Annotated in this window: 21 protein-coding genes; 3 read left to right on the forward strand and 18 right to left on the reverse strand. The window is 49.9% G+C overall.

Annotated features, from left to right (window positions below):
• Window positions 1-238: 238 nt before the first annotated feature.
• Window positions 239-1,261: a GTP-binding protein gene (locus tag HCX92_RS11565; protein WP_169295121.1), complete on the reverse strand. Its 1,023-nt coding sequence runs from the start codon at window positions 1,259-1,261 to the stop codon at window positions 239-241.
• 1 nt (window position 1,262) lies between these two features.
• On the opposite strand from HCX92_RS11565, the gene HCX92_RS11570 reads away from it, so the two are divergent.
• A complete protein-coding gene (locus HCX92_RS11570) occupies window positions 1,263-2,402 on the forward strand; it encodes a GNAT family N-acetyltransferase (RefSeq protein WP_169295122.1) in 1,140 nt (379 codons plus the stop codon).
• A 23-nt stretch (window positions 2,403-2,425) separates the two neighbouring features.
• Here HCX92_RS11570 and phaR read toward each other — a convergent pair whose 3' ends face one another.
• The 5 genes from phaR to HCX92_RS11595 form a co-directional block, all read right to left on the reverse strand.
• On the reverse strand, window positions 2,426-2,986 hold the full coding sequence (gene phaR / locus HCX92_RS11575; RefSeq protein ID WP_211182381.1) for a polyhydroxyalkanoate synthesis repressor PhaR: 561 nt from the start codon (window positions 2,984-2,986) through the stop codon (window positions 2,426-2,428).
• A gap of 53 nt (window positions 2,987-3,039) precedes the next feature.
• The gene (gene phbB / locus HCX92_RS11580) at window positions 3,040-3,777 is read right to left on the reverse strand and encodes an acetoacetyl-CoA reductase (protein WP_169295123.1); all 738 of its coding nucleotides are present in this window, start codon (window positions 3,775-3,777) and stop codon (window positions 3,040-3,042) included.
• A gap of 42 nt (window positions 3,778-3,819) precedes the next feature.
• A complete protein-coding gene (locus HCX92_RS11585) occupies window positions 3,820-5,454 on the reverse strand; it encodes an alpha/beta hydrolase (protein ID WP_246587359.1) in 1,635 nt (544 codons plus the stop codon).
• A 147-nt stretch (window positions 5,455-5,601) separates the two neighbouring features.
• Window positions 5,602-6,390 (reverse strand): peptidoglycan editing factor PgeF, encoded by a 789-nt coding sequence (gene pgeF / locus HCX92_RS11590; protein ID WP_169295124.1) that lies wholly within the window; start codon window positions 6,388-6,390, stop codon window positions 5,602-5,604.
• On the reverse strand, window positions 6,387-7,358 hold the full coding sequence (locus HCX92_RS11595; RefSeq protein ID WP_169295125.1) for an RluA family pseudouridine synthase: 972 nt from the start codon (window positions 7,356-7,358) through the stop codon (window positions 6,387-6,389). Before HCX92_RS11595 ends, pgeF begins: the two co-directional genes overlap by 4 nt.
• A gap of 85 nt (window positions 7,359-7,443) precedes the next feature.
• Here HCX92_RS11595 and HCX92_RS11600 point away from each other — a divergent pair, with 85 nt between their 5' ends.
• Entirely contained in the window at window positions 7,444-8,271 is an 828-nt protein-coding gene (locus HCX92_RS11600) for an outer membrane protein assembly factor BamD (RefSeq protein WP_169295126.1), read from the forward strand.
• A gap of 197 nt (window positions 8,272-8,468) precedes the next feature.
• Here the strand turns inward: HCX92_RS11600 and HCX92_RS11605 are convergent, their stop codons facing one another.
• Window positions 8,469-10,517 carry an ATP-dependent DNA helicase gene (locus HCX92_RS11605; protein ID WP_169295127.1) on the reverse strand — a complete coding sequence of 683 codons (2,049 nt, stop codon included), beginning with the start codon at window positions 10,515-10,517 and terminating at the stop codon, window positions 8,469-8,471.
• Between the two features lie 217 nt (window positions 10,518-10,734).
• Here HCX92_RS11605 and HCX92_RS11610 point away from each other — a divergent pair, with 217 nt between their 5' ends.
• Window positions 10,735-13,095, forward strand: coding sequence for a Tex family protein (locus HCX92_RS11610; protein WP_169295128.1), 2,361 nt, complete (start codon window positions 10,735-10,737; stop codon window positions 13,093-13,095).
• A 65-nt stretch (window positions 13,096-13,160) separates the two neighbouring features.
• On the opposite strand, the gene HCX92_RS11615 is transcribed toward HCX92_RS11610, so the two are convergent.
• The 11 genes from HCX92_RS11615 to odhB all read right to left on the reverse strand — a co-directional run bounded on the left by HCX92_RS11615 (window position 13,161) and on the right by odhB (window position 26,448).
• The gene (locus HCX92_RS11615) at window positions 13,161-14,969 is read right to left on the reverse strand and encodes an ABC transporter ATP-binding protein/permease (RefSeq protein WP_169295129.1); all 1,809 of its coding nucleotides are present in this window, start codon (window positions 14,967-14,969) and stop codon (window positions 13,161-13,163) included.
• Complete coding sequence (locus HCX92_RS11620; RefSeq protein ID WP_169295130.1) at window positions 14,923-15,915, reverse strand: oligopeptide/dipeptide ABC transporter ATP-binding protein; 993 nt, start codon at window positions 15,913-15,915, stop codon at window positions 14,923-14,925. Before HCX92_RS11620 ends, HCX92_RS11615 begins: the two co-directional genes overlap by 47 nt.
• Window positions 15,905-16,924 (reverse strand): ABC transporter ATP-binding protein, encoded by a 1,020-nt coding sequence (locus HCX92_RS11625; protein WP_169295131.1) that lies wholly within the window; start codon window positions 16,922-16,924, stop codon window positions 15,905-15,907. Before HCX92_RS11625 ends, HCX92_RS11620 begins: the two co-directional genes overlap by 11 nt.
• The gene (gene ddpC / locus HCX92_RS11630) at window positions 16,924-17,790 is read right to left on the reverse strand and encodes a D,D-dipeptide ABC transporter permease (protein WP_169295132.1); all 867 of its coding nucleotides are present in this window, start codon (window positions 17,788-17,790) and stop codon (window positions 16,924-16,926) included. Before ddpC ends, HCX92_RS11625 begins: the two co-directional genes overlap by 1 nt.
• On the reverse strand, window positions 17,790-18,806 hold the full coding sequence (locus HCX92_RS11635) for an ABC transporter permease (protein ID WP_169295133.1): 1,017 nt from the start codon (window positions 18,804-18,806) through the stop codon (window positions 17,790-17,792). Before HCX92_RS11635 ends, ddpC begins: the two co-directional genes overlap by 1 nt.
• A gap of 71 nt (window positions 18,807-18,877) precedes the next feature.
• Complete coding sequence (locus HCX92_RS11640) at window positions 18,878-20,425, reverse strand: ABC transporter substrate-binding protein (protein ID WP_169295134.1); 1,548 nt, start codon at window positions 20,423-20,425, stop codon at window positions 18,878-18,880.
• Window positions 20,426-20,554: 129 nt separating this feature from the next.
• Complete coding sequence (gene ddpX / locus HCX92_RS11645; RefSeq protein WP_211182382.1) at window positions 20,555-21,091, reverse strand: D-alanyl-D-alanine dipeptidase; 537 nt, start codon at window positions 21,089-21,091, stop codon at window positions 20,555-20,557.
• 27 nt (window positions 21,092-21,118) lie between these two features.
• Complete coding sequence (locus tag HCX92_RS11650) at window positions 21,119-22,483, reverse strand: tryptophan--tRNA ligase (protein WP_169295136.1); 1,365 nt, start codon at window positions 22,481-22,483, stop codon at window positions 21,119-21,121.
• 17 nt (window positions 22,484-22,500) lie between these two features.
• Window positions 22,501-23,592 (reverse strand): cell division protein ZapE, encoded by a 1,092-nt coding sequence (zapE, locus tag HCX92_RS11655; protein WP_169295137.1) that lies wholly within the window; start codon window positions 23,590-23,592, stop codon window positions 22,501-22,503.
• A 129-nt stretch (window positions 23,593-23,721) separates the two neighbouring features.
• Window positions 23,722-25,152, reverse strand: coding sequence for a dihydrolipoyl dehydrogenase (gene lpdA, locus HCX92_RS11660; RefSeq protein ID WP_169295138.1), 1,431 nt, complete (start codon window positions 25,150-25,152; stop codon window positions 23,722-23,724).
• Between the two features lie 93 nt (window positions 25,153-25,245).
• Window positions 25,246-26,448 carry a 2-oxoglutarate dehydrogenase complex dihydrolipoyllysine-residue succinyltransferase gene (gene odhB, locus HCX92_RS11665; protein WP_169295139.1) on the reverse strand — a complete coding sequence of 401 codons (1,203 nt, stop codon included), beginning with the start codon at window positions 26,446-26,448 and terminating at the stop codon, window positions 25,246-25,248.
• Between the last annotated feature and the right edge of the window lie 28 nt (window positions 26,449-26,476).

Here is a 26,476-nt window from a genome sequence, read left to right on the forward strand (position 1 = left end):
TTTAAATAATAACCCTAAGTGATATAAATAGGCAAGCCTTTATCGTTAATTTTACAAATATGTTGCAATTTGGTGGTTTTTTTATGGTTTTTAGTTGTTTTTTATGAATTTTGGGTTTACGCGTAAAAATCTGTCTTGCATAATCATGAATACACCTTGCTCCATCATTGAACCATGCTATTCCTACCACTAAAAAACTGAAAACCAGGATACTTCAAGCTAAAAGACAAACGCTGTTTCAAGACAAAAGCACCCTGTCTTCTTCCTGCCAATATCCTTTTTTAATTATCAATACCACGCATGGCGTAATACCGCCACGTTCCTGCGGCGCAATATCCAATGCCTCAAAAGCTGAGCGCTGCTGATGCACGCCATGTACATGGTAAAAGCGATTATCACCCACAAACTGCACCACTGCTTTCATTCTTAACAGGGCTGCGCCGTATTTTTCTGCAATGGCATCCAATGCGGTAATAAAACGCCCTCTTTTGACCGCTTGCTCAAGGGTAAGGGTAATAACATCCACGTCGGTATGACTGGCCACTGGCTTTAACGCTGGCTTTAATGACGCAGAGACGGCGGTTTGCCAACGCACCCCAAATGCCGCCAGTTTTTGTTTACCCAACTGCTTCAAGTCTGCCAGAATACCAAAAAAATCTTCCGCCTCTTCAAGCTCCGGTTTACCAAGCACCGGCACACCCATGACAAGCAACTCAATCCGTTTTTTTAAAGCGGGCACCTTTTCAGGGCATATATCTTCTTTAGACAACAACACCACATCGGCCGCCAGCAATTGGCTAAGCCATTCGGGATTGGCTTGCTGTTGCTGTTCTGCATGGCAACTGTCCACCACACATAAGACACCGGCATTGTAAAAACGCTCGTTCAGAAAGAAATCATGCTTTAAGGTAAAAACAATGGAAGACGGATCAGCCAGGCCAGAAGTTTCAATAATAACGTGCCTGAATGCAGGAATTTTCTTTTGCATGGCCAGCATGAACAGCTCACGCAGCGTCTGGCTCAGGTCCGCATGCAGCTGACAGCACAGGCAACCGCCTTCAAGCACTGCAATCTGTGCACTTAAGTGCCGATATATAAGATGATCCAGCCCGACCTGACCAATTTCGTTAACGATAACGGCCATTTGCCCGGCATCAGGCTGCTTTAACAATTGCCTGATAAAATGACTCTTACCGCTTCCCAGGAAACCGGTAATCACTGTGACACCTATCCCCTGTTTATCCGTGTTGTTCTGACTCATTATGTCCCAAAAACTTCAAATTTCAATACTTGATTCACCCTCAGACCTAAAGGCTGACACCTGGCAGTCATTCTGCCAGAAAAACCCCTTCGCCAGTCCCGATTTCCTGCAAACGCTGCACACCAGCACCTGTGTTGCTCCCGAGTGCGGATGGTACGCACAGTACCTTTATTTGCAAGACGAACAGCAAACGCCCTTGGGACTGATGCCACTATATGTAAAAACCCACTCACGTGGTGAATTTGTTTTTGATATGGCATGGGCCAATGCCTTTGAGCGTCATGGTCTGGCGTATTATCCCAAACTGGTTTGCAGCATCCCATTTACCCCGGTTACCGGGCCACGGCTACTGGCCAACAATGCACAACACAAACGGATTCTGGCTGAGCAGGCCATTGAAATTGCCAAAAGAATGGGAGTTTCTTCCCTTCATATCCTGTTCCCCCACCACGACGATTTAAACATTCTGCGTGAGTGCGGTTATATGATCAGGGAAGATGTACAGTTTCATTGGCATAACCCGGGCTATGCCAGTTTTGAGGACTTCCTGAAGCAGCTCAATTACGACAAACGTAAAAAAATCCGTCAGGACCGAAAAAAGGTACTGGCTGCCGGCGTCAATTTCAGGCATTTGCGTGGGCGAGACATTGAACCGGAAACACTGGATTTTTTTATTTCCTGCTATCAAAACACCTATTACGAACGTGGTCGTGAACCCTATCTAAACCGGGAATTTTTCCATGCATACCTGCAAAAATGCCCCGAAAACGTCTTGCTGGTTCTTGCCCTGAAAAACAACCAGCCCATTGCCTGCGCCCTGAATATTATTGGTGATGATACCGTTTATGGTCGTTATTGGGGTGCGCATGAATTTATTCCAGGCCTGCATTTTGAGACCTGCTACATGCAAGGCATCGAATTTTGCATCGACAACAAATTCCGTTATTTTGAAGGAGGTGCCCAGGGTGAACATAAGCTGGCCCGTGGTTTGCTGCCAGTTACCACCTATTCAGCACATTGGATTGCCAGAAAAGATTTTGCCGCGGCCATTGAAGCGTTCCTGGACGCTGAGACTCGCCAGGTTGAAAAATATGTTGACATGCTGTCAACACATTCCCCATTCAGGCAAACAAACGGTTAAATGAGCCAAAGAGCCGGCAAACCTTATTTTTTCTCTTTATCTTGCGGTGCGACAAAAGGAAAAACCCCAAACATGTTTTGAGTCTGGTTTTGCATTTGTTCCTGCATTTGTACAAACAAATTCTTGGATTGTTCTACATAATTACTCATGGCATTATTCAGGACCGGCGCCTGAATACTCATGAATTGTGCCCAGGCGTCTGGATTGAACTGGGCACCATACATGTTCTTGGACTGATCGGCCAGGCGTTCCTGGATATCCACAAAAGCCTGCATGTTTTTTTCCAGGTATGTACCCATTACCCCCTGCATGGCATTGCCATAGAAACGGATAATATGCTCGAGCATGGTGGAGCTGAACATGGGTACCCCGCCCCCCTCAAGCTCAAGAATAATTTGCAGCAAAATACTTCGGGTAATGTCTTCACCGGTTTTGGCATCCAGCACTTGAAACTTGACATTATCAAGCACCAGTTTCCTGACATCGGCCAGGGTAATATAAGTACTGGATTCAGTGTCGTAAAGCCGGCGATTGGGGTATTTTTTAATAATGCGTGTTTGACCGGTTTCGGATGAATTTATCATAATAATTTATAGAAGGAAGTGTACAACCCCACCCCAAAGGGTGGGGCAAGGAATTACCCCATATGCAAGCCGCCATTCACCGAAAAGTCGGCGCCGGTACTGAAGCCGGCATCCTCAGAAGCCAGCCACGCCACCATTGAGGCGATTTCTTCAGGTGTACCCAAGCGACGAACAGGAATGGTACCCACAATTTGTTCCAGAATTTCGGGACGAATGGCACGAACCATTTCGGTACCGATGTAACCCGGAGAAACGGTGTTAACCGTTACACCGCGACTGGCCACTTCCTGGGCCAATGCCATGGTAAAGCCGTGAATACCCGCTTTGGCAGTCGAGTAGTTGGTTTGGCCAAACTGACCTTTCTGACCATTAACAGAACTGATGTTGATAATACGTCCCCAACGTTTTTCATACATGTGCTCAATCACCTGTTTGGTGACATTGAACAGACTGTTCAGGTTGGTATCCATGACCACTTTCCAGTCTTCAAGGCTCATTTTACGAAAAACACCATCACGGGTAATACCGGCGTTATTCACCAGCACATCTACCGGACCATGCTCTTTTTTGACTTTATCAAAAGCGGCAACCGTTGAATCCCAGTCGGCAACGTTACCTGTAGAAGCAAAAAACTTGTACCCCAATGCGGCTTGCTCGTCGATCCATTTCTGGGCATTTCGGTTAGGCCCGCAACCCGCAATAACCTTGAAACCTTCTTTGTATAAACGCTGGCATATGGAGGTTCCAATACCACCCATTCCACCTGTTACATATGCAATTTTCTGACTCATAAGATCTCCGGTTTTTTATTGACTCATTTACAAAAATTAATACTATACTGCCTTAACTTTTACATATTTTCCGGGCGCTGGCTCTAACTCAGGGTAAGTACCATTACCGGCTGTTTTCTTGGCTCGCACTTTTTTACCGGCATGGGAAGCCAGCCATTCAGACCAGTCTGGCCACCAGCTGCCCTGAACCTGTCTCGTATTGTCAAACCATTGACTGCTAACCGGAAACACCTGCTCCGTCTCGGCACTGGAAACCCAGTAATGACGTTTGTTTTTCGCGGGCGGGTTGATGACGCCAGCAATATGACCTGATGCCCCCAACACAAATCGTTTGGGGCCTTGCAGAATATGCGTGGACGCGTAAGCCGAGTCCCAGGGCACGATATGATCATCTTTGGACGCGTAAATGTACACCGGCATATCCAGCAGACCAAGATCTACAGGCGTGCCTGAAATACTGAGGTAATTGGGCTTTTTAAGATTGTTTTCCAGATAAGTGTTACGGAAATACCAGGTAAAGAAAGGACCCGGCAAATTGGTACCATCGGCATTCCAGTAAAGCAGGTCGAAGGCGGCAGGTGACTGCCCTTTCAGGTAGTTATTAACCACATAATTCCAGACCAGCTCATTAGGGCGCAAAAATGAAAATGTCGTTCCCAATTCAGCGGCTGTCAACAAACCGCCTTGTCCCAACTGCTGCTCACGCAACGAGGCATGTGCCTCATCCACAAATACATCCATGATTCCGGTATGTTCAAAATCAAGGAAAGTGGTTAACAGGGATAAGGCCGCCACTGGATCCTGGCCACGTTTGCGCGCAACGGCCAAGGCACACGCCAGCATGGTCCCACCGACACAAAAACCCAGCGCATTGATTTTTTCTTTACCTGAAATATCGGACACGACCGAGATGGCTTTTAAAACACCATTCTCAATGTAATCTTCCCAAGTGGCATTTTGAATGTCATCCTTGTCTTCCGGCAAGGGATTGCGCCAGGACACCAGAAATACGGTATGCCCTTGGGCAACGGTATACGCCACCATTGAGTTTTCTGGCTGAAGATCAAGAATATAGTATTTATTAATGCAAGGTGGCACCATCAATAAAGGGGTTTCATGTACGGTAGGAGTTTGCGGTTTGTATTGAATAAGCTGAAAGTACGGGTTCTCAAATACCACCGAGCCCTCGGTAATCGCCAGATTGCGTCCCACTTCAAAAACCGTTTCATCAGTTTGGGTAATACGCCCTTTTTGCAGGTCATGCATTAGGTTAGCCATACCTTTTTGCAACGACTCACCCTTGCTTTCCTGAAAAGCTTTCAGGGCATCAGGATTCAAGGCAAAAAAATTGGAGGGTGCAAAAGCGTCCAGCCATTGCGTGATCGAGAACCTTAAACGTTCGCGACTGGCATCGGGAATCTCCAGTTGCTCGACCCATTTGTTCATCGTGCTGGCTGAAAGCAGATAAAGATGGGCCAATGCGGAAAACTGCGGATTTTGCTGCCAGGCCTCACTGCTGAAACGACGGTCTTTGACAGGGGGCAGACTTCCCTGGGAGGCCTGCAACATGAGTTGCCTGAAGTTTTCAGTGAACTCCGTTTGCAATTGCTGGATATGCTCTGGATTGACCATTGGCATCATCCAGGGCATATTTTTTGTAAATTGATCATACTTCATCGTTTGCACCCCCTTTTTATTCCCGAAAAACGTGAACGCGTAAAAAGCGTAACAACGTTTTACTTGCATCAATACCTTTAAGATAAAGGAATAATCAAAGTTATTCAACTTCACAGGGAATAACCTTACCTGGGGTGGCGTTCAGATCTATGGTTTTATCTTCCACACAACAGTCACCATCCGTCCCGTCCGACCCTGTCTGCGATATGAAAAAAAACGTTCCCGATCCGAGAAAGTACAAAATTTGCTTTCCTCAACAGCACTTGCACCATTTTCACTTAAGCGATGCACGGCAAGCCCTGACAAATCGGCCAGCCATTTTCCCTTGTTTTGTGGATGTGGTCGAAAAAACAACGCCTGATTTTTATCACGATTAATAAAAGCGTCATAAACCTCTTGTCCCACCTCAAAAGCCTCAAATCCAATGGCCGGCCCAACCCATGCCCGAAAACATTTCCGATGGGTTTTGCGTTTCATTTTTTCCAAGGTCTTTTCGAGCACCCCATTAAGCAAACCGCGCCAACCGGCATGAGCGGCACCAATCACCTCACCATCCTCCGAAGCCATCACAACCGGCAGGCAATCAGCCGTCATAATGGCCAGTACCCGGTTGCGTTCTGTCGTCACCGCGGCATCAGCCGTTATGGGCCTGTCTTTTGCGTCAAACAGATCCGCATCATATACATCGGTACCATGCACCTGCTCAAGCCACACCACAGGACCTGGCAACATACACTGCAACCGGCTTCTATTTTGTTCCACAGCCTGCGGATCATCCCCCGTATGCATCCCCATATTCAGAGAGTCATAGGGCGACTGGCTGAATCCCCCCTGTCGAGTGGTACAGAAATACTGTACACCGGGCCATTGATGTCCAGTGACCGTTTTGACCAATGCCTGATTTTCATTACAGAACCCCACTTTCGCATCTGTCATTGTGAAGCCTCTTCCCATTGAATATTGGCAATAACCTGCTGCATGTCTTGCGCCAGCGCAGATTCAAATTCACGCATCGTTTCGGTCTCAGGATCAATGAATTGCAAACGCCGTGCATGCAACATTTGCCGTTGCGCCCCCGCCCATGGTTTTCCACCGTACAACTCATCGCCCAGAAGCGAATGCCCGATACTGGACAGGTGCACCCTGATTTGATGCGTCCGTCCGGTTTCCAGTTTGCATCGCACCCATGAAACAGCTTTATCTTCCACCATCCCCGATGCCAGCAAAGCGTAATGAGTACGAGCTTCTTTAGGCGCAATGGGATTATCGGTGGACATCCTTACCGGTACTTTACGGTCGCGCCCAATCGGGGCATCTATGGTTCCCTGTGGCATAACCTTGCCCATGACCAGGGCCACATATTCACGCCCCACTGTGCGGGCCTGCAATTGCCGAACCAGATGGGTTTGCGCCTGCTCTGTACGGGCAACCACCAAAAGACCCGACGTGTCTTTATCCAGCCGATGAACAATACCGGCACGAGGCACATGCACCAATTCGGGAAAACGGTAAAGCAAACCATTTAACAGGGTGCCATGCCAATTACCGGCACCCGGATGGGTAACCAACCCGGCAGGCTTTTCAACCACTATCCATTGACTGCTTTCCTCCAAAACGGTAAATTCAACCGGTTCTGGCGTAAACGCCAGGCTTTCTTCGGCAACGGGCTCACAGACAGTGATAATGTCACTGGCGCCTACAATCTGCCTGACTTTACCTGGCTTTTCGTTTACAGTTACATATCCCGACTCTATCCAGGATTGCAATCGGCTTCTTGAATGTTCGGGAATTAATTGTGCCAGTATCTTGTCAAGGCGATCGCCTTTTACCGAAACGGGCACCCTGAAAATTCGTGGTTCTGTGTCAATAAATTCATCTTGTTGGGAAATTGTGGTATCAGACATGGATTAATAATCATATAATGTTGTGTCGCAATGCTAACATTGTGTAAACCGTTTTGGCCTTTAACTTACTGTAACCCATCTAATTATGCAAAAAAGTATTATTCGTCACTCATTATTGGTGCTGTGTTCCCTGGCTTTGGTCGGGTGCAGTAGTGTGTTCAAAAGCCAGGAAGACAAAACACAAGGCTGGACTGCAGACCAGCTTTACCAAGAAGCCCGTGACAACGTACGCGCCTCTGAATGGAAAAGTGCCAGCCAGCATCTGAAGGCAGTGGAAACCCGTTTCCCATATAGCAGCCAGGCTCAACAGGCTCTTATTGACCAGGCGTATGTCTATTGGAAAGATGACGAACCCGAACAGGCAACAGCAGCCATTAACCGTTTCCTTGCATTGTACCCCAACCATCCCGGCACCGATTACATGCTGTACCTGAAAGGCTTGGTTACCTTTACCCCCCCAAGCGCATTCTTAAGCAGCTATACCGGCCAGGATCCCAGCGAACGTGACCCCAAAGGCCTGCGCCAATCTTATCAGGCCTTCAATGAACTGATAACCCGCTTCCCCGACAGCCGTTACGCTCACGATGCGCGTGCCCGCCTTACCTGGCTGGTCAGTACCATTGCTGAAAACGAAGTGAACGTTGCCGAATACTATTACAAGCGCGATGCCTATGTGGCGGCCATCAATCGCAGCCAGGCGGTCATTCGCGATTTCTCGGGCGTCCAGGCAGCCGAGCGCGCCCTGTATATCATGATGAAATCATATGAAAAACTGGGCCTGACCGAACAAGCCAACGATGCCAAACGTGTGCTTGATCAAAACTTCCCCGACAGTAAATATTATGCACAGGGTCTTGATGGTGACAAACACTGGACCGACATGTTCAAACCGGCCTCGTGGTTTAATAACTAAACCCCAAACCCCGTCACCGGCCAGACAAAACCCCGCAAAATGGCTTTTAAATGGCCAATTTGCCGGGGTTTTGTTTATGAAAAAATAAAAACAAAAAATTCAATACAACGTTGAACTTAGCCTTGGGGGGAAAAGCCCCCAAAAAGATGAAAAACATCCAGATTTTTTTAGGACCGATTCAATAACCTTGAGGTCATTCAGGTTTGAGCAGCTTCATCAACCAGTGGATCGGTCCTGTCAAAAAACTCCACTGCCTCTTCCAGATAACGGGTTCGACTAAAAGAAGGCAAACCCCGCCATAGCAATTTTCCATAAGGTTTTTCAACCAGCCTGCGGTCACCCACCATTAATACACCCCAGTCACTTTCAGTGCGGATAAGGCGGCCGGCTCCCTGCTTCAGGGCAATCGCCGCACCCGGAATCTGGTATTCAAAAAACGGGTTACCCCCTTGCTCACGACATGCCTTGATACGTGCTTCCAACACGGGATCATCAGGTGGGGCGAAAGGCAGTTTGTCAATCGCCACAAGCGTAAGAATATCCCCCGGAAAATCCACGCCTTCCCAAAAACTGGCACTACCCACCAGCACGGCATTGGCATGTTGCCTGAAACGCTGGATAAGTTGCCCGCGAGTGCTTTCCCCTTGCCTCATCACAGGACGGTCGATATCTTCCTGGTCAAACGCCTTGATCAGCAGATGAGCAAAATAATCAACTGCCCTAAGCGTGGTGCACAATACCAATACACCCCCTGGCGAGGCCTTGATCAGGGGCAGCAAGGTATCAACAAAAGCCTGGGCAAAATCAGGAGACTGGGTTTCAGGCAAATGATTGGGCACATATAACAAAGCCTTGTCTTTGTAATTGAAAGGCGATTCCCAGCGTTCGGTGCGGGCATTGTGCAAACCCAGCTGTCTGGTGAAATGGGAAAAATCCTTATAAACGGAAAGCGTGGCCGAGGTAAACACCCAGGCCTGATCCGGTTTTTTATAGTGGGCAAAGGTATGCACCGACAAGGGAGCCGAGTTCAACCGCAAATGATGCAGGCCAAATTCCACCCACCTTACAAGCTCTTCCTGCTGACGGGCTTTCTTGTTGACAAGCCCTGTTTTTTCATCCTGTTCAACCGCGTCAGGCTCCACCTCGGGCAAGGCACTGTGGGTCCAGCGATAAATTTTGGCCCGTAATTCGGCACCACTTTTGGCCGCGGCCATCAGGTCCGGATGCCGCTCTTGCACGGCCACCAGCATGCGAACCAGCCTGTCCAGCTCGTCCTCCAGATTGGCCAGCACCTCATTGAATTTTTCCGCTTCGGGGATTTGCTCACTGGTGGCTCTTTTACCCGGCATTTTATCGATACCGGCAGCTACCAGACGCAAATCCTTCACATAGTATTCAACTTTTTTGCACGCCTCACTCCAGCGCGCCGAATCACGTGCCTGGGCCAGGCAGGCGACTTCGGTTGTTTTCAAGAAATCCATGATTTGCGCGGTGGAAACCGTATCACCCATGAAACGGGTGGCCGTATCGGGCAACTGATGCGCCTCATCAAAAATGACGGTATCGGCGGCCGGCAGCAAGTCGGCAATACCCTCTTCTTTTAACACCAGGTCGGCAAAAAACAGGGCATGGTTGATAACCACCACATCGGCTTCCTGGGCATTGCGCCTTGCCTTGAGCAAAAAACAGTCTTTAACGAAGGGGCAATCCTGGTTCAGGCAGTTCTCGCGGGTGGAAGTGGCTCGACCCCAGATATCGGCGTCTTCGGGCACCTTGGCACAATCGGTCTTGTCGCCTGTATGACTGCGGTCGGCAAATTGCCGGATATGACGCAGCTGTACGACCTCTTCTTTTGAACGCAGGGAACGGTCGTCCTGCTCCATCCTGCTTAAATGATAGTGGCAGACATAATTGCTGCGCCCCTTAAGCAGGGCCACATGCACCGGCAGCGCCATGACTTTTTTCAGTCGCGGTACATCTTTGGCATACAGCTGGTCTTGCAAGGTACGGGTACCGGTTGACACAATTACCTTGCCACCCGATAAAAATGCCGGTACCAGATAGGCCCAGGTTTTGCCTGTACCGGTACCCGCTTCGGCCACCAGCACCGATTTGGCCTGAATGGTTTCATCTATGGCCTGTGCAAGCTGGATTTGTGCATCCCGCACTTTGTACCCCGGGATGGCACTGAAAAAAGGTCCCTCTTGCAGGAACCAATCGGATATATCAAAATCAAGAACTCGCACACGCTTTCCAAACAACAAAAAATGACGGCAACCTGCCCATACGCTATTTTAATGATGGTAACGAAGCTGCGGCACCAATCTGCCAAATGAGGACGAAATAATCCGGCACCATGCGGCAGGCAAGCATACAAATTAATAAATATTACCAAGCCCCTCACTACAAACCTGCCGCTTATGGCACAATTTACAGTTCGTTTTTAATTATTCTTAAGTAAACATGTCCGAAACACCAAGTACCGAAACTGCCACAGGCATTGATGAACAACGCATTATTACGCTACTGGCCCAGGAACTGGACGTACGTCCGGCACAAATTGCCGCTACCGTTTCCCTGCTTGATGAAGGCGCAACCGTTCCCTTTATAGCCCGTTACCGCAAAGAAGTCACCGGTGGTCTTGACGATACCGTTTTGCGTAATCTTGAAGTCCGCCTTTTGTATGTTCGGGAACTTGAAACCCGTCGCCTGGCCATTATCGAGTCTATCAGCCAGCAGGACAAACTGACTCCGGAACTGGAAGCCGCGATTGGCGCTGCCGATACCAAACAGCGCCTTGAAGACCTGTATGCACCCTTCAAGCCCAAGCGTCGCACCCGGGCCCAAATTGCCAAAGAGGCAGGCTTGGAACCTCTGGCTGATGAAATTCTGGACCATAAAAATGCGATACCTGCCGAATTGGCCGAACAGTACTTAAATCCTGAATTAAAAATCAACGATGCCAAAGCAGCACTTGACGGTGCCCGCGACATTCTGGCCGAGCGTTTTGCCGAAAACGCCGACCTGCTGGCCGACATGCGCGACCATTTATGGAACCAGGGTTGGCTCTACTCCAAAGTAGTGGAAGGCAAGGAAGCCGAGGGCGACAATTTCCGTGACTGGTTTGATTTCAAGGAGCCGGTCAAGACCCTGCCTTCACATCGCATTCTGGCGTTACTGCGTGGACGACAGCAGGGTATGCTTGATTTGCGTATTGGCCTGAATGAAGAACAGGACGCTCTGGTGCCCCACCCCTGTGTGGTTCGCATTAGCGATTTCCTGCAACTGGATGCCGATTACACGATTGATGCCAATGCACGTGGCAAATGGCTGGCCGAGGTTTCCCGCTGGACATGGCGGGTCAAGCTGTTGACCGCTTTTGAATCTGAAATGATGGGCAAGCTGCGCGAACAGGCCGAAGAAGAAGCCATCAAGGTGTTTGCCGCCAACCTGAAAGACCTGCTGCTGGCCGCCCCGGCCGGACCAAAATCGGTTCTGGGACTGGACCCGGGCATTCGTACCGGTGTAAAGGTTGCCGCCATTGATCCTACCGGAAAACTGCTGGATACCGCCACCATTTATCCCTTTGAACCACGTCGCGACCGCGAAGGGTCCATTCGCACCCTGGCCGCCCTAATTGCCCGTCACAAGATCCAGTTGATTGCCATTGGCAATGGCACCGCTTCACGCGAAACCGAAAAGCTGGTGGCAGACATGCTGCAGGCCTTCCCCAACCCCGATGTCAAGAAAATCGTGGTTTCCGAAGCCGGTGCATCGGTTTACTCTGCCTCTGAACTGGCCGCCAAAGAGTTTCCCGACCTGGATGTCAGCCTGCGCGGGGCCGTTTCCATTGCCCGTCGTCTGCAAGACCCGCTGGCCGAACTGGTTAAAATTGAACCCAAAGCGATTGGTGTTGGCCAATACCAGCACGATGTCAACCAACGTGAACTGGCCCGTTCACTGGATGCGGTTATTGAAGACTGCGTGAACGCGGTGGGTGTTGATGTAAATACCGCCTCTGCCCCCCTGCTGACCCGGGTTTCGGGGCTGAATGCCAGCCTGGCCAAAAACATTGTGGAATGGCGTGACCAGAATGGGGCCTTCCCCAACCGTTCGGCCCTTATGAATGTATCCCGTTTTGGTGCCAAAGCCTTTGAACAGGCCGCCGGTTTCCTGCGTATCCCCAACGGAGACAATCCTCTGGATGCGTCTGCGGTTCACCCTGAAGCCTACCCGGTCGTCGCGCGCATCCTGGATAAGATCCAGGCCGATGTCAAGTCCATCATTGGCAAAAAAGATGCCCTCAAGGGGGTTTCACCCGCCGATTTTATTGATGAGCGTTTCGGCTTGCCAACGGTCAGGGATATTTTCAGTGAACTTGAAAAACCGGGTCGTGATCCACGTCCCGAGTTCAAAACCGCCACGTTCAAGGAAGGCATTGAAACCATTAACGACCTGTTGCCTGGCATGATCCTGGAAGGCGTGGTCACCAACGTGGCCAACTTTGGGGCCTTTGTGGATATTGGCGTACATCAGGATGGCCTGGTGCATATTTCCGCCCTGGCTGACAAATTTGTCAAAGACCCGCGCGATGTCGTCAGGGTCGGACAAACGGTTCAGGTCAAGGTACAGGAAGTGGACGCGCAACGCAAACGGATTGCCCTGACCATGCGCATGAATGACGATGCCCTGCCGGCAAACCGTGGCAACGCCAGTGCCCCGGCTGGCAACCGTCCCCGCGGGCAAGGCCGTCAGCAACAGGCCGATAATAAACCACCCGCCAACAACGCCATGGCTGCTGCCTTTGCCAAGCTTAAGAAATAGGCAGGTATAACAAGAACAACGTGTGGTTCCCATGCGCCTGCATGGGAATCAGGCGAAGAATGAAATCAGGATTCAGACGCCTCTACTATTTCAGATGCCTGAAACTGCATGGCCCACATACGGGCATAAATGGCCTCTTTTTCCAGCAATTCGCTATGGGTGCCCTGCTCCATGATTCTGCCCTGATCCATCACGATAATCCGGTCGGCATCCACAATGGTGGAAAGCCGGTGGGCAATAATCAGGGTGGTGCGGTTTTTGGCAATCTGGAACAGTTCATCCTGAATCTTGCGCTCGGTTCGGGTATCCAGGGCACTGGTGGCCTCATCCAGCACCAGAATGGGCGGATCTTTCAAAATGGTGCGGGCAATGGCCACCCTTTGCTTTTCACCTCCCGACAGTTTCAGGCCCCGCTCACCCACCTGTGACTCATACCCGTCGGGCAGGCTGGTCACGAACTGGTGAATACTGGCCGATTTGGCGGCTTCGATGACCTCATCATGCGTGGCCGAGGGACGGCCGTAGGCAATATTGTAATAGATGGTATTGTTGAACAGCACCGTATCCTGAGGCACAATACCAATGTGCTGACGCAGACTTAATTGAGTGTAAGAACGGATATCCCTGCCATTGATCAGGATGCTTCCCGAACTGACATCATAAAAACGGAATAGCAAGCGAGACAGGGTGGACTTGCCCGCTCCTGACGTTCCCACCACGGCAACCGTTTCACCCGCCCCTATCTTGAAAGAGACATGATGCAATATCTGCCGTTCGCTTTCATAAGAAAAACACACATCCCGGAATTCAATCTCGGCATGACGGGTGTTCAATTCGATGGCACCGGGATCATCCTTGATTTCCTGCTGCTCGTCCATCAGACCGAACATGCGCTCCATATCAGACAATGAGTTCTTGATTTCACGGTAAATAAAACCCAAAAAATTCAGGGGGGCATACAGTTGCGTCAGGTAAGCTGAGACCAGCACCACATCACCCACCGTCATGCTGCCCTGTACCACCCGGTCGGCCGACATCCACAGCAAAATGGTAATCCCAAGGGTAATAATGACACCCTGGCCCGCATTCAGGAAATTCAGTGAAATCTGGTTCTTGACTGACGAATCCACCCACTTGCCCAGATTCTCGTCATAACGATTGATTTCATAGGCTTCATTATTGAAATACTTAACGGTTTCATAGTTGATGAGAGCATCAATCGCCTGCGTATTGGCCATGCTGTCCAGACTGTTCATGCGCCGGCGCATGACCATGCGTTTTTCAGTCACGGTAAAGGTAAACAGGATATAGGCAACAATGGTAAGCATCGTTACCCCCGCAAACCAGACATCGTAGCGCCACAGCAAAATACCCATTACCATCAATAACTCAAGCAGGGTGGGCAAAATATTGAACAGGGTAAAATTCAGGACAAAACCAATCCCCTTGGTACCCCGATCTATATCCCTGCTTAATCCACCCGTTTGACGCAGCAGATGGAACCGCATGGACAAGCCAAAAAGGTGTTCAAAAATGCGTTTGGCAATTTTCCTGATGGAACCCTGCGTTACTTTGGCAAACAGGGCATCCCTGAGCTCACCGAACAGACTGCTGGAAACGCGCGCCAAACCGTAGGCCAGCAAAGCGGCCACCGGCAAAACCAATGCATTGGTCGGCATGCTCAGCTGATCGACAATATCTTTCAGGAAAATAGGTAAGATCACGCTGGCCACTTTGGCCAACACCAGACACAATAGCGCAAGGCCTACGCGCCACTTGAATTGCCACACATACGGCAACAGGGATAATATAACGCCAAAATTTAATTTATTGGATGCCGCTTTCTGTGGATTCTGCTCTGATTGAATTCTCATATATATTCTTGTAACAACGGACCCATCTTATTGCCTGCTCCGCCCCAAGGCAACGCAAAGGCTGGGCAAGATGACAACCCTCTTCATCCCTGTAATGACAACGGTCATAAAAAAAACAACCACTGGGCAAATGACGGTTACCCGGCAATTCGGGCAAGTCTATTGACCCTGTCATGGTTTGGCTGCCGGCCATATCGGGGACGGCATCCAGCAAAAGTTCGGTATAGGGATGCGCCGGTTTTTGCAATACTTCAGACGTGGGACCCAACTCGACAATTTGCCCCAGATACATCACGGCAATCCTTTTGCTCATATGTTTTATGACTGAAACATTATGGGAAATCAGGATATAGCTTAAATTCCTGGCTTTTTGCAAATCATTCAGCAAATTCAGAATTTGTGCCTGAACCGAAATGTCCAGTGCCGAAGTGGGCTCATCCAGCACAATAATATCAGGATTTGGGGCAAGCGCGCGTGCAATGGCAATGCGCTGACGCTGTCCCCCCGAAAACTCATGTGGATAACGATCCATATATTCTTCACGCAAGCCCACCTGAACCGCCAGATCAGCCGCTATTTGACGCAATTGTGCACGTGAATGTCCCCCTTGAATATGGATGGGCTCGGTAATCACCTTCCAGACAGGCAAACGAGGATCCAGTGAAGACTGTGGGTCCTGGAATACAATCTGGATGTTGGGTTTGCCGCTGCCAGTATGCCAGGTAACCGTACCACGGGTAGGCGGCAGCAGCCCCATCAGAACCTGGGCAAGCGTACTTTTGCCACATCCCGACTCACCCACGATCCCCAGGGTTTCACCGGCATTAGCCTGCAAATTTATGCCGTTCAGGACATGCGCGGTTGACTTGACGTGTCCCAGCCAGTTTTTTTTCACAGGAAAATGAACCTGAATATCGTTCAGGGAAACAAGACAGTTATCGGGCATTTCGTTCATCCTCTTGCTGCACAATCCAGCAGGCCACTTTATGAGACGGGTCTGACGTCAAAGGCAATAAATCAGGTACCTTGCTGCAAATGTCTGCCTTGCGTTCACAACGGTTCATGAATGAGCAACAAACGGGCAACTGCGCCAGGTCGGGCACCTGCCCACCAATCGTTTTCAAAGGCGTACCCGGTTTTACATTTTCCGGCAAACCAGCCAGCAAGCCTTGCGTATAAGGGTGTCGGGGCTGCTTCATGACATCACGGGTGAAACCGTCTTCCACCACCGCCCCGGCGTACATGACATAGACCCGCTCACAAAACTGAGAAACCACCGCCATATCATGCGTAATCAATAAAATAGCAGCGCCGGTTTTACGGGCCCGCTCACGAAGCAAAAGCAAAACCTGTTTTTGCACCGTCACATCCAGCGCTGTTGTCGGCTCATCGGCAATCAACAACTTCGGTTCACAGGAAAATGCCAGGGCAATCATGATACGCTGACGCATGCCACCCGACAGCTCAAAGGGATAACTGTCAAAAACCCGCTCGGGGTCGGCAATATACATGTCCCGCAGCAAAGCCAGGGTTTTTTCTTTCGCCTTGGCCCGGCTGATGGATTGATGCTGCAAAATCACATTAATGATTTGCTTGCCCACTTTCATGACCGGGTTCAGGGCCGTCATGGGCTCCTGAAAAATCATCGAGACCTCACTACCCCGGATATCCCGCATTTGTTTTTCACTCAGTTTCAGAACATCCCTGCCCGACTGATGGATGCTGCCACTCGTGACCCGGTAACTGTCAGAAGGAATCAAGCGCATTCCCATCATGGCACACACCGATTTTCCCGAACCTGACTCTCCGACCAGACCCACAATCTCACCGGCAGCCACCCGCAGGTTAACCCCATTCAGGGCTTTGACCGCCCCTTTGTAAATGGGAAACTCAACACGCAAGTCTTCCACACTAAGCACCCATTCATTGACCTGGCCAGCTTGATTGTCTTGCATTACTTCACCTTCTGTTTGGGGTCCAGCATATCGCGCACCCCATCACCCAACAAGTTAAAGCCAATTGCCGTGATTAAGATGGCCAGACCGGGAAAAGTGGAGTACCACCACTGGTCAATCAGAAAATTACGGCCGGCGGAAACCATGGCCCCCCACTCGGCTGTGGGCTGTTGTGCTCCCAAACCGATGAACCCCAATGCCGCGGCCATTAATATGGCATTGCCAATATCCAGGGTAGTTTGCACAATAATGGGGGGCAAGGCATTTCTAATCACGTGCCATTGCACAATATGATGACGACTGGCACCAAACGTCTGCGCGGCTTTGACATACACCATTTCGCGAATACCCAGTGTTTGCCCGCGTGCCAGCCGGACATAATAAGGAACGCGCACCAGGGTAATGGCCAGCATGGCATTGAACAGGCTGGGCCCCAATGCCGCGGCCAGCGCCATGGTCAAGACCAAAGACGGTACCGACAGCATCACATCCATGATGCGCATAATAGTGGTGTCAACCCATTTGCCAAAAATACCTGAAAAACAGCCAATAATGGTTCCGATGAAACTGGCCACAAAGGCCACGAACAAACCCACACCGATGGATTGTTGCCCACCATACAGAACCCGGCTGAAAATATCGCGTCCGACTTCATCAGTGCCAAACCAATGGGCCATTGAGGGTGGCTGCAATCGCGCCCGCAAATTGATGACATCAGGGTTGTAAGGCGCCAATACAGGGGCCAGCAAGGCCGCCAGGCACATGAAAATAATAATACCCAGCCCCACCATGGTCATGGGACTGCGTCGCAATTGATACCAGAAATAGGAACCCCGGTGTTTAAGACCTGCAACCATCGCCATCATTAACCCACCTCTTTAATACGTGGATCAATCAGTAAATACAGCAAATCCACCAACAGATTCAACAACACATACACAAAAGAAACCAGCACGGCAAAACCCATGACTGCCGGAAAGTCCAGTGCCTGAATGGAATTGACGACATACAACCCCATGCCAGGCCAACTGAACACGGTTTCAGTCAGCACGGCCCCATATAGCAGGTCCCCCAAGGCCAGGCCCAGCACAGTAACTGAAGGAATCAGGGCATTGGGCAGGGCATGCCTGAGAATGACCTGCCATTTGGGCAGACCGTAGGCTTTGGCGGTACGGATATAGTCTTCGCTTAACTGCTCCAGCATGGAGGAACGGATCTGCCGTGAGACCACGCCCAGGTGCACAAAACTTAAAGTAAGCGCGGGTAACACAAGATGCCAGAGTGCATTATAAAAAGTCCGCATTTCTCCGGCCAGCAGCGAATCCACCAGATAAAAACCGGTCACAAACGGCGGAACGGGCACGCCTTGGCTAAGCCGACCACCGGCAGGGAACCACGAAAGGTTGCCATAAAAAATAATGATCAGCCCCATGCCAAGCCAAAAAGCCGGCATGGAAATACCCATGACAGAAACGGTTCTGGTTATTTGGTCAATCCACTTGTTTTTGTAAACTGCCGACAGTACGCCAAGCGGCACACCTATTAGAATGGCCAGTATCAGGGAGACCACCGCCAGTTCCATGGTAGCGGGAAAAAACGCCAGTAAATCCTGCAACACGGGGCGCCCCGTACGGATGGAGGTACCCAGATCACCCTGCAACAAACCCTTCAGGTACAGCCAGTACTGCTCATACAGGGGAAGATTCAACCCCAGTTTTTCACGAATCGCATCAACCATGGCTTCGCTGGCTCGGTCACCGGCAATAAGACGGGCCGGATCACCGGGAATCAGGTGAGAAACGATAAAGGTAATAACCGAAACGCCCAATACCACAAAAACAAGACCTACCAGACGTTTGGCAATAATTTGAAAAACCGGCATACCTGTTGTCCATCGGCAAAAACGTCCGTTAAAAGGGCGTTTTTGCCTGTTAATGTTTATTGATAATCCGATTATTCCTTGTTGATATCTTGCACGTTATAAACGTCATCAAGCATGGGATTATACGCAAAACCTTTCACATTATCACGCAAACCGATTTCCTCACTTTTCTGGAACAGATAGGCATAGGCGAAATCGTCCAATACCATTTTCTGAGCCTGCTGGTACAATTTGGTGCGCTCTTCCTGATCACTGATTTCAGCTGCCTTGCGAATCAGCTTGTCGACTTCGGGATTTGAGTAGAAAGAACGGTTACCAGGCAAGCCGCCTTTTTCAGAATCGAACCAGTAATTCATGAACATGTACGGATCGGCAAAATCGGGACTCCAGTTACCAATGGCAATATCAAACTCTCCTTTACCCAGGCGATCACGCATCGTTGCATTGGCAAGTTTTTCAAGTTTGACATTCACTCCCAGGGCAGCCAGGTTAGCCTGGGTCGTCAGGGCAATGGGCTCCCAGTTGGCATCACGATTTGAATAGAGCAGTATCAGATCCTGTTTGCCCAGATTTGCCTTGGCGAAACTGGCCTTGGCAGCATCAAGGTCCTGTTTGAAATCGGGGTTGGAATCATCATACGCCCACATGCCATCTGGAATGGGACCCTTGAGCTGTTTACCCTGATTATTCAGTACGCCCTCAACAATTCCTTCGTAATCAATCGCTTGCACAACGCCTTTACGGGCATCCAGGTTGGCCATCGGCCCGGTTTTATTGTTCAGGTACAGATAGGTAACCAACAAGGAGGGCACCTTCTCGAAATGAACACCGGGTTTGCCTTTCAAGGACTCAATCTGGTCAACCGGCAATTTGGCCACAATATCCAGATCGCCGTTTTGCAATTGCAGGCGCTGGGCCGATGCATCGGGAATGATTTTCAACAGAACCTTATCCAGTGCCGGTTTTTCACCACCATAGTGAGGATTCCGTTCAAGCTGGATGGCTTGGCCTTTCTCCCACTTTGTCATTTGGTAAGGACCTGAACCGGCCGTATTGCCCGCCAGGAAATTATCTGCCCCACCCTCGGCTTTTTCTACGGCCGGATTAATAATACCCGCCCCGTTATTGGCCAGAATGTAAAGGAAAGGCGCAAACGGTGTTTCAAGTTTGAACTCAACCGTTAGCGGATCTTTCACACTGGTTTGCATGGCAGGAAAAGGCTCGGAAGGCCCCTGTTTGATACGTAAAAGCCGATCAAAGGTATATTTGACCGCGTCAGCATTGACATCGCTGCCATCGGCAAACTTTTGCCCCGGTTTAAGTTTGAAAGTCCATGTCAGGTTATCATCGGAAGCGGTCCAGCTTTCGGCCAGATCGCCTTCCACCTCGGTAGAACCTTTTTTGTATTTAACCAGATGCTGATAACTGGGGTAAGTCACGGTCCAGTCGTTATTATCGATGGTCACAGCCGGATCAAGCGTTTGCGGATCGGCTGATTTGGCAATTACCAGCGTGTCTTTCGGTGTTGCCGCCATTGCACCCGGCATGGCTACTGAAAAACCAAGCGCCGAAGCAAAGACCGTAAGCAGTAATTTTCTGTAAATGCGATGTCCTGACATATGCGATTTCTCCCAATGAATATCGACCGGAACACAGGACATCTTATCAAAATAAATTTAATTCAGAAATAGTTGTTTACCCGATTGGTAAAAATAATTTCCTTTCGGAAAAAAAAGACAGAAAGACCCTCACACTTTTACAAGGTCACTGTCAATCATGGGGTATGCACGGCTATTGGGCAGTTCATAATGCCACCACTCGGAAGGGATGGAGATAAACCCGGCATGTAGCATGATACCCAGCAGCAACAGGCGGTTTTTTTGTACTTCGGATGGCAAGTCCTTGCGGTCATGATGAGACAGTTCCCGCATATCGTCAAAGCCGGTTCCCATATCCAGCTCCTGCCCACTTTCGTTTAACAGCGTGACATCAACAGCGACACCGCGCGAGTGATTGGAGCCTTGTGACGGATCAGAAACATACCGGGCGTCTGATAGAACCGACCAAAAAATTTCCTGGGCCTTGCCAGGACGATAAGCATCAAAAACCTTAAGTGTCAGGCCAGCCTGTAACGCATAGCCAGCCGCCTTGCGCAAACAGGCTTCCGCATCGGGATGAAGGGCACAAACAGCTTCCTGGTAAACCACTTTACCAGCCAGATTATCGGGTGTGGCGTATACCAGGTCAATTACCACGCCATGATCTTGTTCCGTAATTATTGTCAATGCTGTTTGGCCCACGTCACATCCTCTTTATGCTTTCATTGATTCAATCGCTTCATTTAGAAGCTTGATATTAGCATCAAGTTCCGATGAACTGGAAGTGGGAAAACCATTGGCCACTACCTGCCCGTCAAGCTTGACCTCAAAACTGCCACCCAGTTCGTTTTTCGTGATCAGCTCGAGAATGTTTGCAGTCTGCAGACGCTTGGTCACCAACCCGGCATCTTTCGGATTATCAAAAGGAATGGACAGCAGTAACTCCCGTCCGCTTGCCGCAATCAGGCGGAAACGAAAACGTCCGTTTTCATCGCGGAAGCTGACAAATCGGGCAACCTTGGTCGTTTTCTTCTGCTCTTTGGGCGTCGCTTTTACCGCCAAGGCATTGCGCAAGCCAACCGCCTGGCGAATTTCATTCATAAACGGCGTGGCTTCACGGCGCGCTTTTTGGGCGCCCTCCTGCAGGATTTCTTCAATCTGGTCAGGCCTGGACATGAGTTCGTTGTAACGCTCACGCATGGGTGCCAGCGTATTTTCTAGCAAATCACCCAGCGCCTGCTTGGCATCACCCCAGCCCATACCATCCAGTAGCTGCTGCCTGAAAGCCGCTACCTCTTCCTGGCCCGCAAAAGCACGGTAAATCGTGAATAAGTGGGACTCATCAGGATCTTTGGGCTCACCGGGCAGACGGGAGTCGGTCTGAATACGGGCAATAGCTGCTTTCAGCAACTTGCTGCCCCCCTCAAACAGGGGAATCGTGTTGTTATAGCTTTTGGACATTTTACGACCATCAAGCCCCGGCAGGGTTGCCACTTCTTCTTCGATGTGAACTTCAGGCAAAGTGAAATAATCGCGTCCTGCCCCATACTGATGATTAAAACGCTGGGCAATATCACGGGCCATTTCAAGGTGCTGAATCTGGTCACGACCAACCGGTACCTTATTGGCATTGAACATGAGAATATCGGCCGCCATCAGGATGGGGTATGAAAACAGACCCATATTGACGCCATCATCGGGCTCCACGTTCTTGGCCACATTCTGGTCTACCGAGGCTTTGTAGGCATGCGCACGATTCATTAAACCCTTGGGCGTCAGACAGGTGAGAATCCAGCTGAGCTCGGGTATCTCGGGAATATCCGACTGACGATAAAAAGTAACCTTGTCGGTATCAAGGCCGGCAGCCAGCCAGGTGGCGGCAATTTCCAGACGTGAACGTGCCACTCGCATGGGATCATCACATTTGATCAGGGCGTGATAGTCAGCCAGAAAAAAGAAGGCATCCACATTCTCTTCACGACTGGCATTAATGGCAGGCCGGATGGCCCCGGCATAATTGCCCAGATGTGGTGTTCCGGAGGTCGTGATCCCGGTTAGCACTCTTTTGTTTTTACTCATGAATTTTAATTCCCCATTTACAGACTGACCGATTCCCTTCGCTCAGACTCAAGATATTCTTTTGATTGCATTTCCATGATACGTGAAACCGTTCGATGGAACTCATTGGACAACGTGCCTTCGGTATATAACTCATCCGGCTCACATTCGGCAGACATGATGAGCTTGACCTTGTGGTCATATAAGACATCAATCAGCCAGGTAAAACGACGGGCTTCAGAGGCATGTTTGGGACGCATTCTGGGTACGTCAGATAAAATAATCGTATGAAAACGATTGGCCAGCTCAAGGTAATCATTTTGCGAACGAGGCCCGCCACACAAGGTGGCAAATGAAAACCACACCACAGACCCACCCACGGCTTCGGCACGGATTTCACGGTTCTCGATATGCAAGACCGGATCCTGAACAGCCGTATCCGAGAGCTGATCAAACGCCTGCTGCAATTCATGCCGGGTTTGTTCGGTCAGGGGGGTATGATACATTTTGACCTGTTCCAGCGTACGCAAACGGTAATCCACCCCAGTATCCACATTAAGCACATCCATCCGTTCCTGGATCAGCTTGATGGCCGGAAGGATGCGGTCACGGTGCAATCCGTCCGGATACAGGGTAGAAGGTTCGTAATTGGATGTCATCACAAATGAGGTGCCATACTCAAACAGTTTCAGCAACAGACGATACAGAATCATTGCATCGGCAATATCCGATACGTGAAACTCATCAAAACAGATCAAACGATATTTTTTTGCAATACGGCGCGCCACCTCATCAAGCGGATCCTGGGTACCCTTGATTTGCTGCAGTTGCAAATGCACGCCGCGCATGAACTCATGAAAATGAATCCGGGTTTTACGCTTTACCGGCACAGTCAGGTAAAAAGAATCCATGAGAAAACTTTTACCTCGCCCCACCCCACCCCACATGTAGACACCTTTGGGGATAGCCGGTCGGCTGAACAATTTTTTCAGCTTGTTCGAGCGCTGCTCCTTAAAGCCGATCCAATCATCATAATACTTCTGCAAGCGACGGATTGCCTGCTGCTGTGCCGCATCTGCCTTGTAGCCGCGTTCACCCAGCGCTTTTTCATAATACTGCAAAACATTCATGACGATAAATTCAAGTTTAAAAATTCATTATATTAAAAAGGCCTGCAGCCTGGCTGGCTGTTCAGGGAACACCAACCACGAGCCGCAGGCCTGCTATTTCAAGCAAAACTTAAAACAGTACCAACTTGATTAAAAGTTCAATGCACGTTTATCAACCGCAAGGGCTGCTTCTTTCATTGCTTCAGACAAAGTTGGGTGTGCATGGCAGATACGGGCAATGTCTTCAGCCGCACCTTTGAATTCCATGATCGTAACGGCTTCTGCAATCAGTTCTGACGCCATTGGGCCGATAATGTGAACGCCCAGGACTTCATCGCTCTTGGCATCGGCAATGATTTTCACAAAACCGGTCGTATCGCCCAATGCACGTGCACGACCATTGGCCAGGAAGGGGAAGCTGCCCACTTTGATTTCACGTTTTTCGGCCTTAAGCGCCTGCTCTGTTTTACCCACCCAGGCAATTTCAGGAGAGGTGTAAATAACAGAAGGAATCGTATCGAAGTTGACATGACCGTGCTGACCGGCAATACGCTCGGCAACCGCCACACCTTCTTCTTCTGCCTTGTGTGCCAGCATGGGGCCACGCACCACATCACCAACTGCCCATACGTTAGGCAAATTGGTTTTACAATCGGCATCAACCACAATGAAACCACGCTCATCCAGTTGCAGGCCAACGGCCTCTGCATTCAAACCGGTGGTGTAAGGAACACGACCGATAGATACGATCAGCTTGTCAACCACCAGGGACTGCTCCTCACCTTTGGCGGTGGTGTAAGGAATGGTAATTGCTTTCTCGGTTTGTTTGATTTCACCAATTTTCACGCCAGTTTCAATAACCAGGCCTTGTTTGGTGAAGGCTTTTTGCGCTTCTTTGGCAACTTGGGCATCGGCCACTGCCAGGAAATCAGGAGCGGCTTCAAGCACCACAACTTCGGCACCCAGACGACGCCATACGCTACCCAGTTCAAGACCAATTACACCCGCACCGATCACACCCAGTTTTTTAGGGACGGCAGGAATGCTTAAGGCTCCATCGTTGGACAGAACCTGTTTTTCGTCGAAAGCCAGGCCAGGCAAGGCACGGGGTTGTGAACCGGTTGCCACAATAACGTGTGAAGCGGTAATGGTTTCTTCTTTTTTACCACTGATTTTAATGTTGTAGCTGCCATCAGCCGCTTTACCGGCAAATTCGCCTTTGCCAGAAAAGAAAGTGACTTTGTTCTTTTTGAACAGGAACTGGATACCGTCATTGTTTTGCTTGACAACGGTATCTTTGCGACCGATCAGCGTGTCGAGTTTGAGTTTGACACTACCCACTTCAATACCGTGCTCGGCAAAGTGATGATTGGCCTGCTCGAAGTGTTCGGATGATTGCAACAGGGCTTTGGAAGGAATACAACCCACGTTGGTACATGTACCACCGGGTTTTGGATTACCGGCTTCGTCAGTCCAGGCATCGATACATGCCACTTTTTTGCCCAACTGCGCAGCACGGATAGCGGCAATATACCCACCAGGTCCGGCACCAATAACAACCACATCAAATTGAGTAGACATAATAATTCTCTTTAATTTAATTCATTCGCATGCACAATGGGTGCATATAAAGAACCACGCCCCGTAAGGGGGCGTGTGTAGACCATGTATTGATTACAGATCAAGCAACAGGCGTTGTGGATCTTCCAGCGCTTCTTTCATGGCAACCAGACCAAGTACGGCTTCGCGACCATCGATAATGCGGTGATCATAAGACATGGCAAAGAAGTTGATTGGGCGAATAACAACTTGACCGTTCTCGACAACAGCACGATCTTTCGTGGCGTGAATACCCAAAATGGCTGATTGTGGTGGGTTGATGATAGGTGTGGACAGCATGGAACCGAAAGTACCACCGTTGGAGATGGAGAAGGTACCACCTGTCAATTCGTCAAGCGTAAGCTTGCCATCACGTGCCTTGGCACCGAACTCGGCAATTTTTTTCTCGATGTCGGCAATAGACATTTGATCGGCATTGCGCAGGATAGGCACAACCAGGCCACGTGGGCTGCCAACCGCGATACCAATATCAAAGTAACCGTGGTAAACAATATCCTTGCCATCTACAGAAGCATTCAGGATGGGGTATTTTTTCAGGGCGGCAACAGCTGCCTTGACAAAGAAAGACATGAATCCCAGTTTGATACCGTGCTCTTTCTCGAATTTTTCTTTGTATTTGTTACGCAGATCAATAACCGCTTTCATGTTGACTTCGTTGAAAGTGGTCAGGATTGCATTTTCAGACTGGGACTGCAGCAGACGCTCAGCAACGCGGGCACGCAGACGTGTCATTGGCACGCGTTGTTCTGGACGACCGTCCAGGGAAACAGACAGCGGCGCAGCAGGCGCAGCCACTGATTTGGCAGGTGCAGAAGCAGCCACAGCATCAGCTTTGGTGACACGACCGTCACGACCGGAGCCAGCCACATCAGCAGCGCTGATGCCTTTTTCTGACAGGATTTTGCTGGCGGCAGGTGAAGCCACACCACTTACTGTTTTGCTTTCTGCCGCGGCAGGCGCAGCAACAGCCGGAGCAGCTTCAGCGGCTGCAGGAGCAGCTGCCACACCTACCGTTGCCTCGGTGTCAATTTTAGCCAGCAACTGTTCTGCAGTCACGGTGCTGCCATCGCCTTCTACAATTTCAACAATCACGCCTGATGCCGGTGCTGGCACTTCAAGAACCACTTTATCTGTTTCAACTTCGATCAGGGTTTCGTCTTGGGTAACCGCTTCACCTACTTTCTTTTTCCATTCGAGCAGGGTCGCTTCAGAAATTGATTCTGATAATTGGGGAACGATAACGTCAATAATAGCCATTTTTTTTAATCCGTAAAATATGTTAGTC

This window comes from Advenella sp. EE-W14 (assembly GCF_012923605.1).
GTDB lineage: Bacteria > Pseudomonadota > Gammaproteobacteria > Burkholderiales > Burkholderiaceae_B > Advenella > Advenella alkanexedens.

Bases quoted from the DNA above. Each gene is read 5' to 3' on its own strand.
- HCX92_RS11585 (WP_246587359.1), bottom strand. From the start codon at position 5,454: ATGAAGTATGATCAATTTACAAAAAATATGCCCTGGATGATGCCAATG.
- HCX92_RS11625 (WP_169295131.1), bottom strand. From the start codon at position 16,924: ATGCAAGACAATCAAGCTGGCCAGGTCAATGAATGGGTGCTTAGTGTG.
- HCX92_RS11650 (WP_169295136.1), bottom strand. From the start codon at position 22,483: ATGAGTAAAAACAAAAGAGTGCTAACCGGGATCACGACCTCCGGAACA.
- zapE (WP_169295137.1), bottom strand. From the start codon at position 23,592: ATGAATGTTTTGCAGTATTATGAAAAAGCGCTGGGTGAACGCGGCTAC.
- lpdA (WP_169295138.1), bottom strand. From the start codon at position 25,152: ATGTCTACTCAATTTGATGTGGTTGTTATTGGTGCCGGACCTGGTGGG.
- HCX92_RS11620 (WP_169295130.1), bottom strand. From the start codon at position 15,915: ATGCCCGATAACTGTCTTGTTTCCCTGAACGATATTCAGGTTCATTTT.
- HCX92_RS11565 (WP_169295121.1), bottom strand. From the start codon at position 1,261: ATGAGTCAGAACAACACGGATAAACAGGGGATAGGTGTCACAGTGATT.
- odhB (WP_169295139.1), bottom strand. From the start codon at position 26,448: ATGGCTATTATTGACGTTATCGTTCCCCAATTATCAGAATCAATTTCT.
- HCX92_RS11640 (WP_169295134.1), bottom strand. From the start codon at position 20,425: ATGTCAGGACATCGCATTTACAGAAAATTACTGCTTACGGTCTTTGCT.
- phbB (WP_169295123.1), bottom strand. From the start codon at position 3,777: ATGAGTCAGAAAATTGCATATGTAACAGGTGGAATGGGTGGTATTGGA.
- HCX92_RS11635 (WP_169295133.1), bottom strand. From the start codon at position 18,806: ATGCCGGTTTTTCAAATTATTGCCAAACGTCTGGTAGGTCTTGTTTTT.
- ddpC (WP_169295132.1), bottom strand. From the start codon at position 17,790: ATGATGGCGATGGTTGCAGGTCTTAAACACCGGGGTTCCTATTTCTGG.
- phaR (WP_211182381.1), bottom strand. From the start codon at position 2,986: ATGATAAATTCATCCGAAACCGGTCAAACACGCATTATTAAAAAATAC.
- HCX92_RS11600 (WP_169295126.1), top strand. From the start codon at position 7,444: ATGCAAAAAAGTATTATTCGTCACTCATTATTGGTGCTGTGTTCCCTG.
- pgeF (WP_169295124.1), bottom strand. From the start codon at position 6,390: ATGACAGATGCGAAAGTGGGGTTCTGTAATGAAAATCAGGCATTGGTC.
- HCX92_RS11570 (WP_169295122.1), top strand. From the start codon at position 1,263: ATGTCCCAAAAACTTCAAATTTCAATACTTGATTCACCCTCAGACCTA.
- HCX92_RS11610 (WP_169295128.1), top strand. From the start codon at position 10,735: ATGTCCGAAACACCAAGTACCGAAACTGCCACAGGCATTGATGAACAA.
- HCX92_RS11615 (WP_169295129.1), bottom strand. From the start codon at position 14,969: ATGAGAATTCAATCAGAGCAGAATCCACAGAAAGCGGCATCCAATAAA.
- HCX92_RS11595 (WP_169295125.1), bottom strand. From the start codon at position 7,358: ATGTCTGATACCACAATTTCCCAACAAGATGAATTTATTGACACAGAA.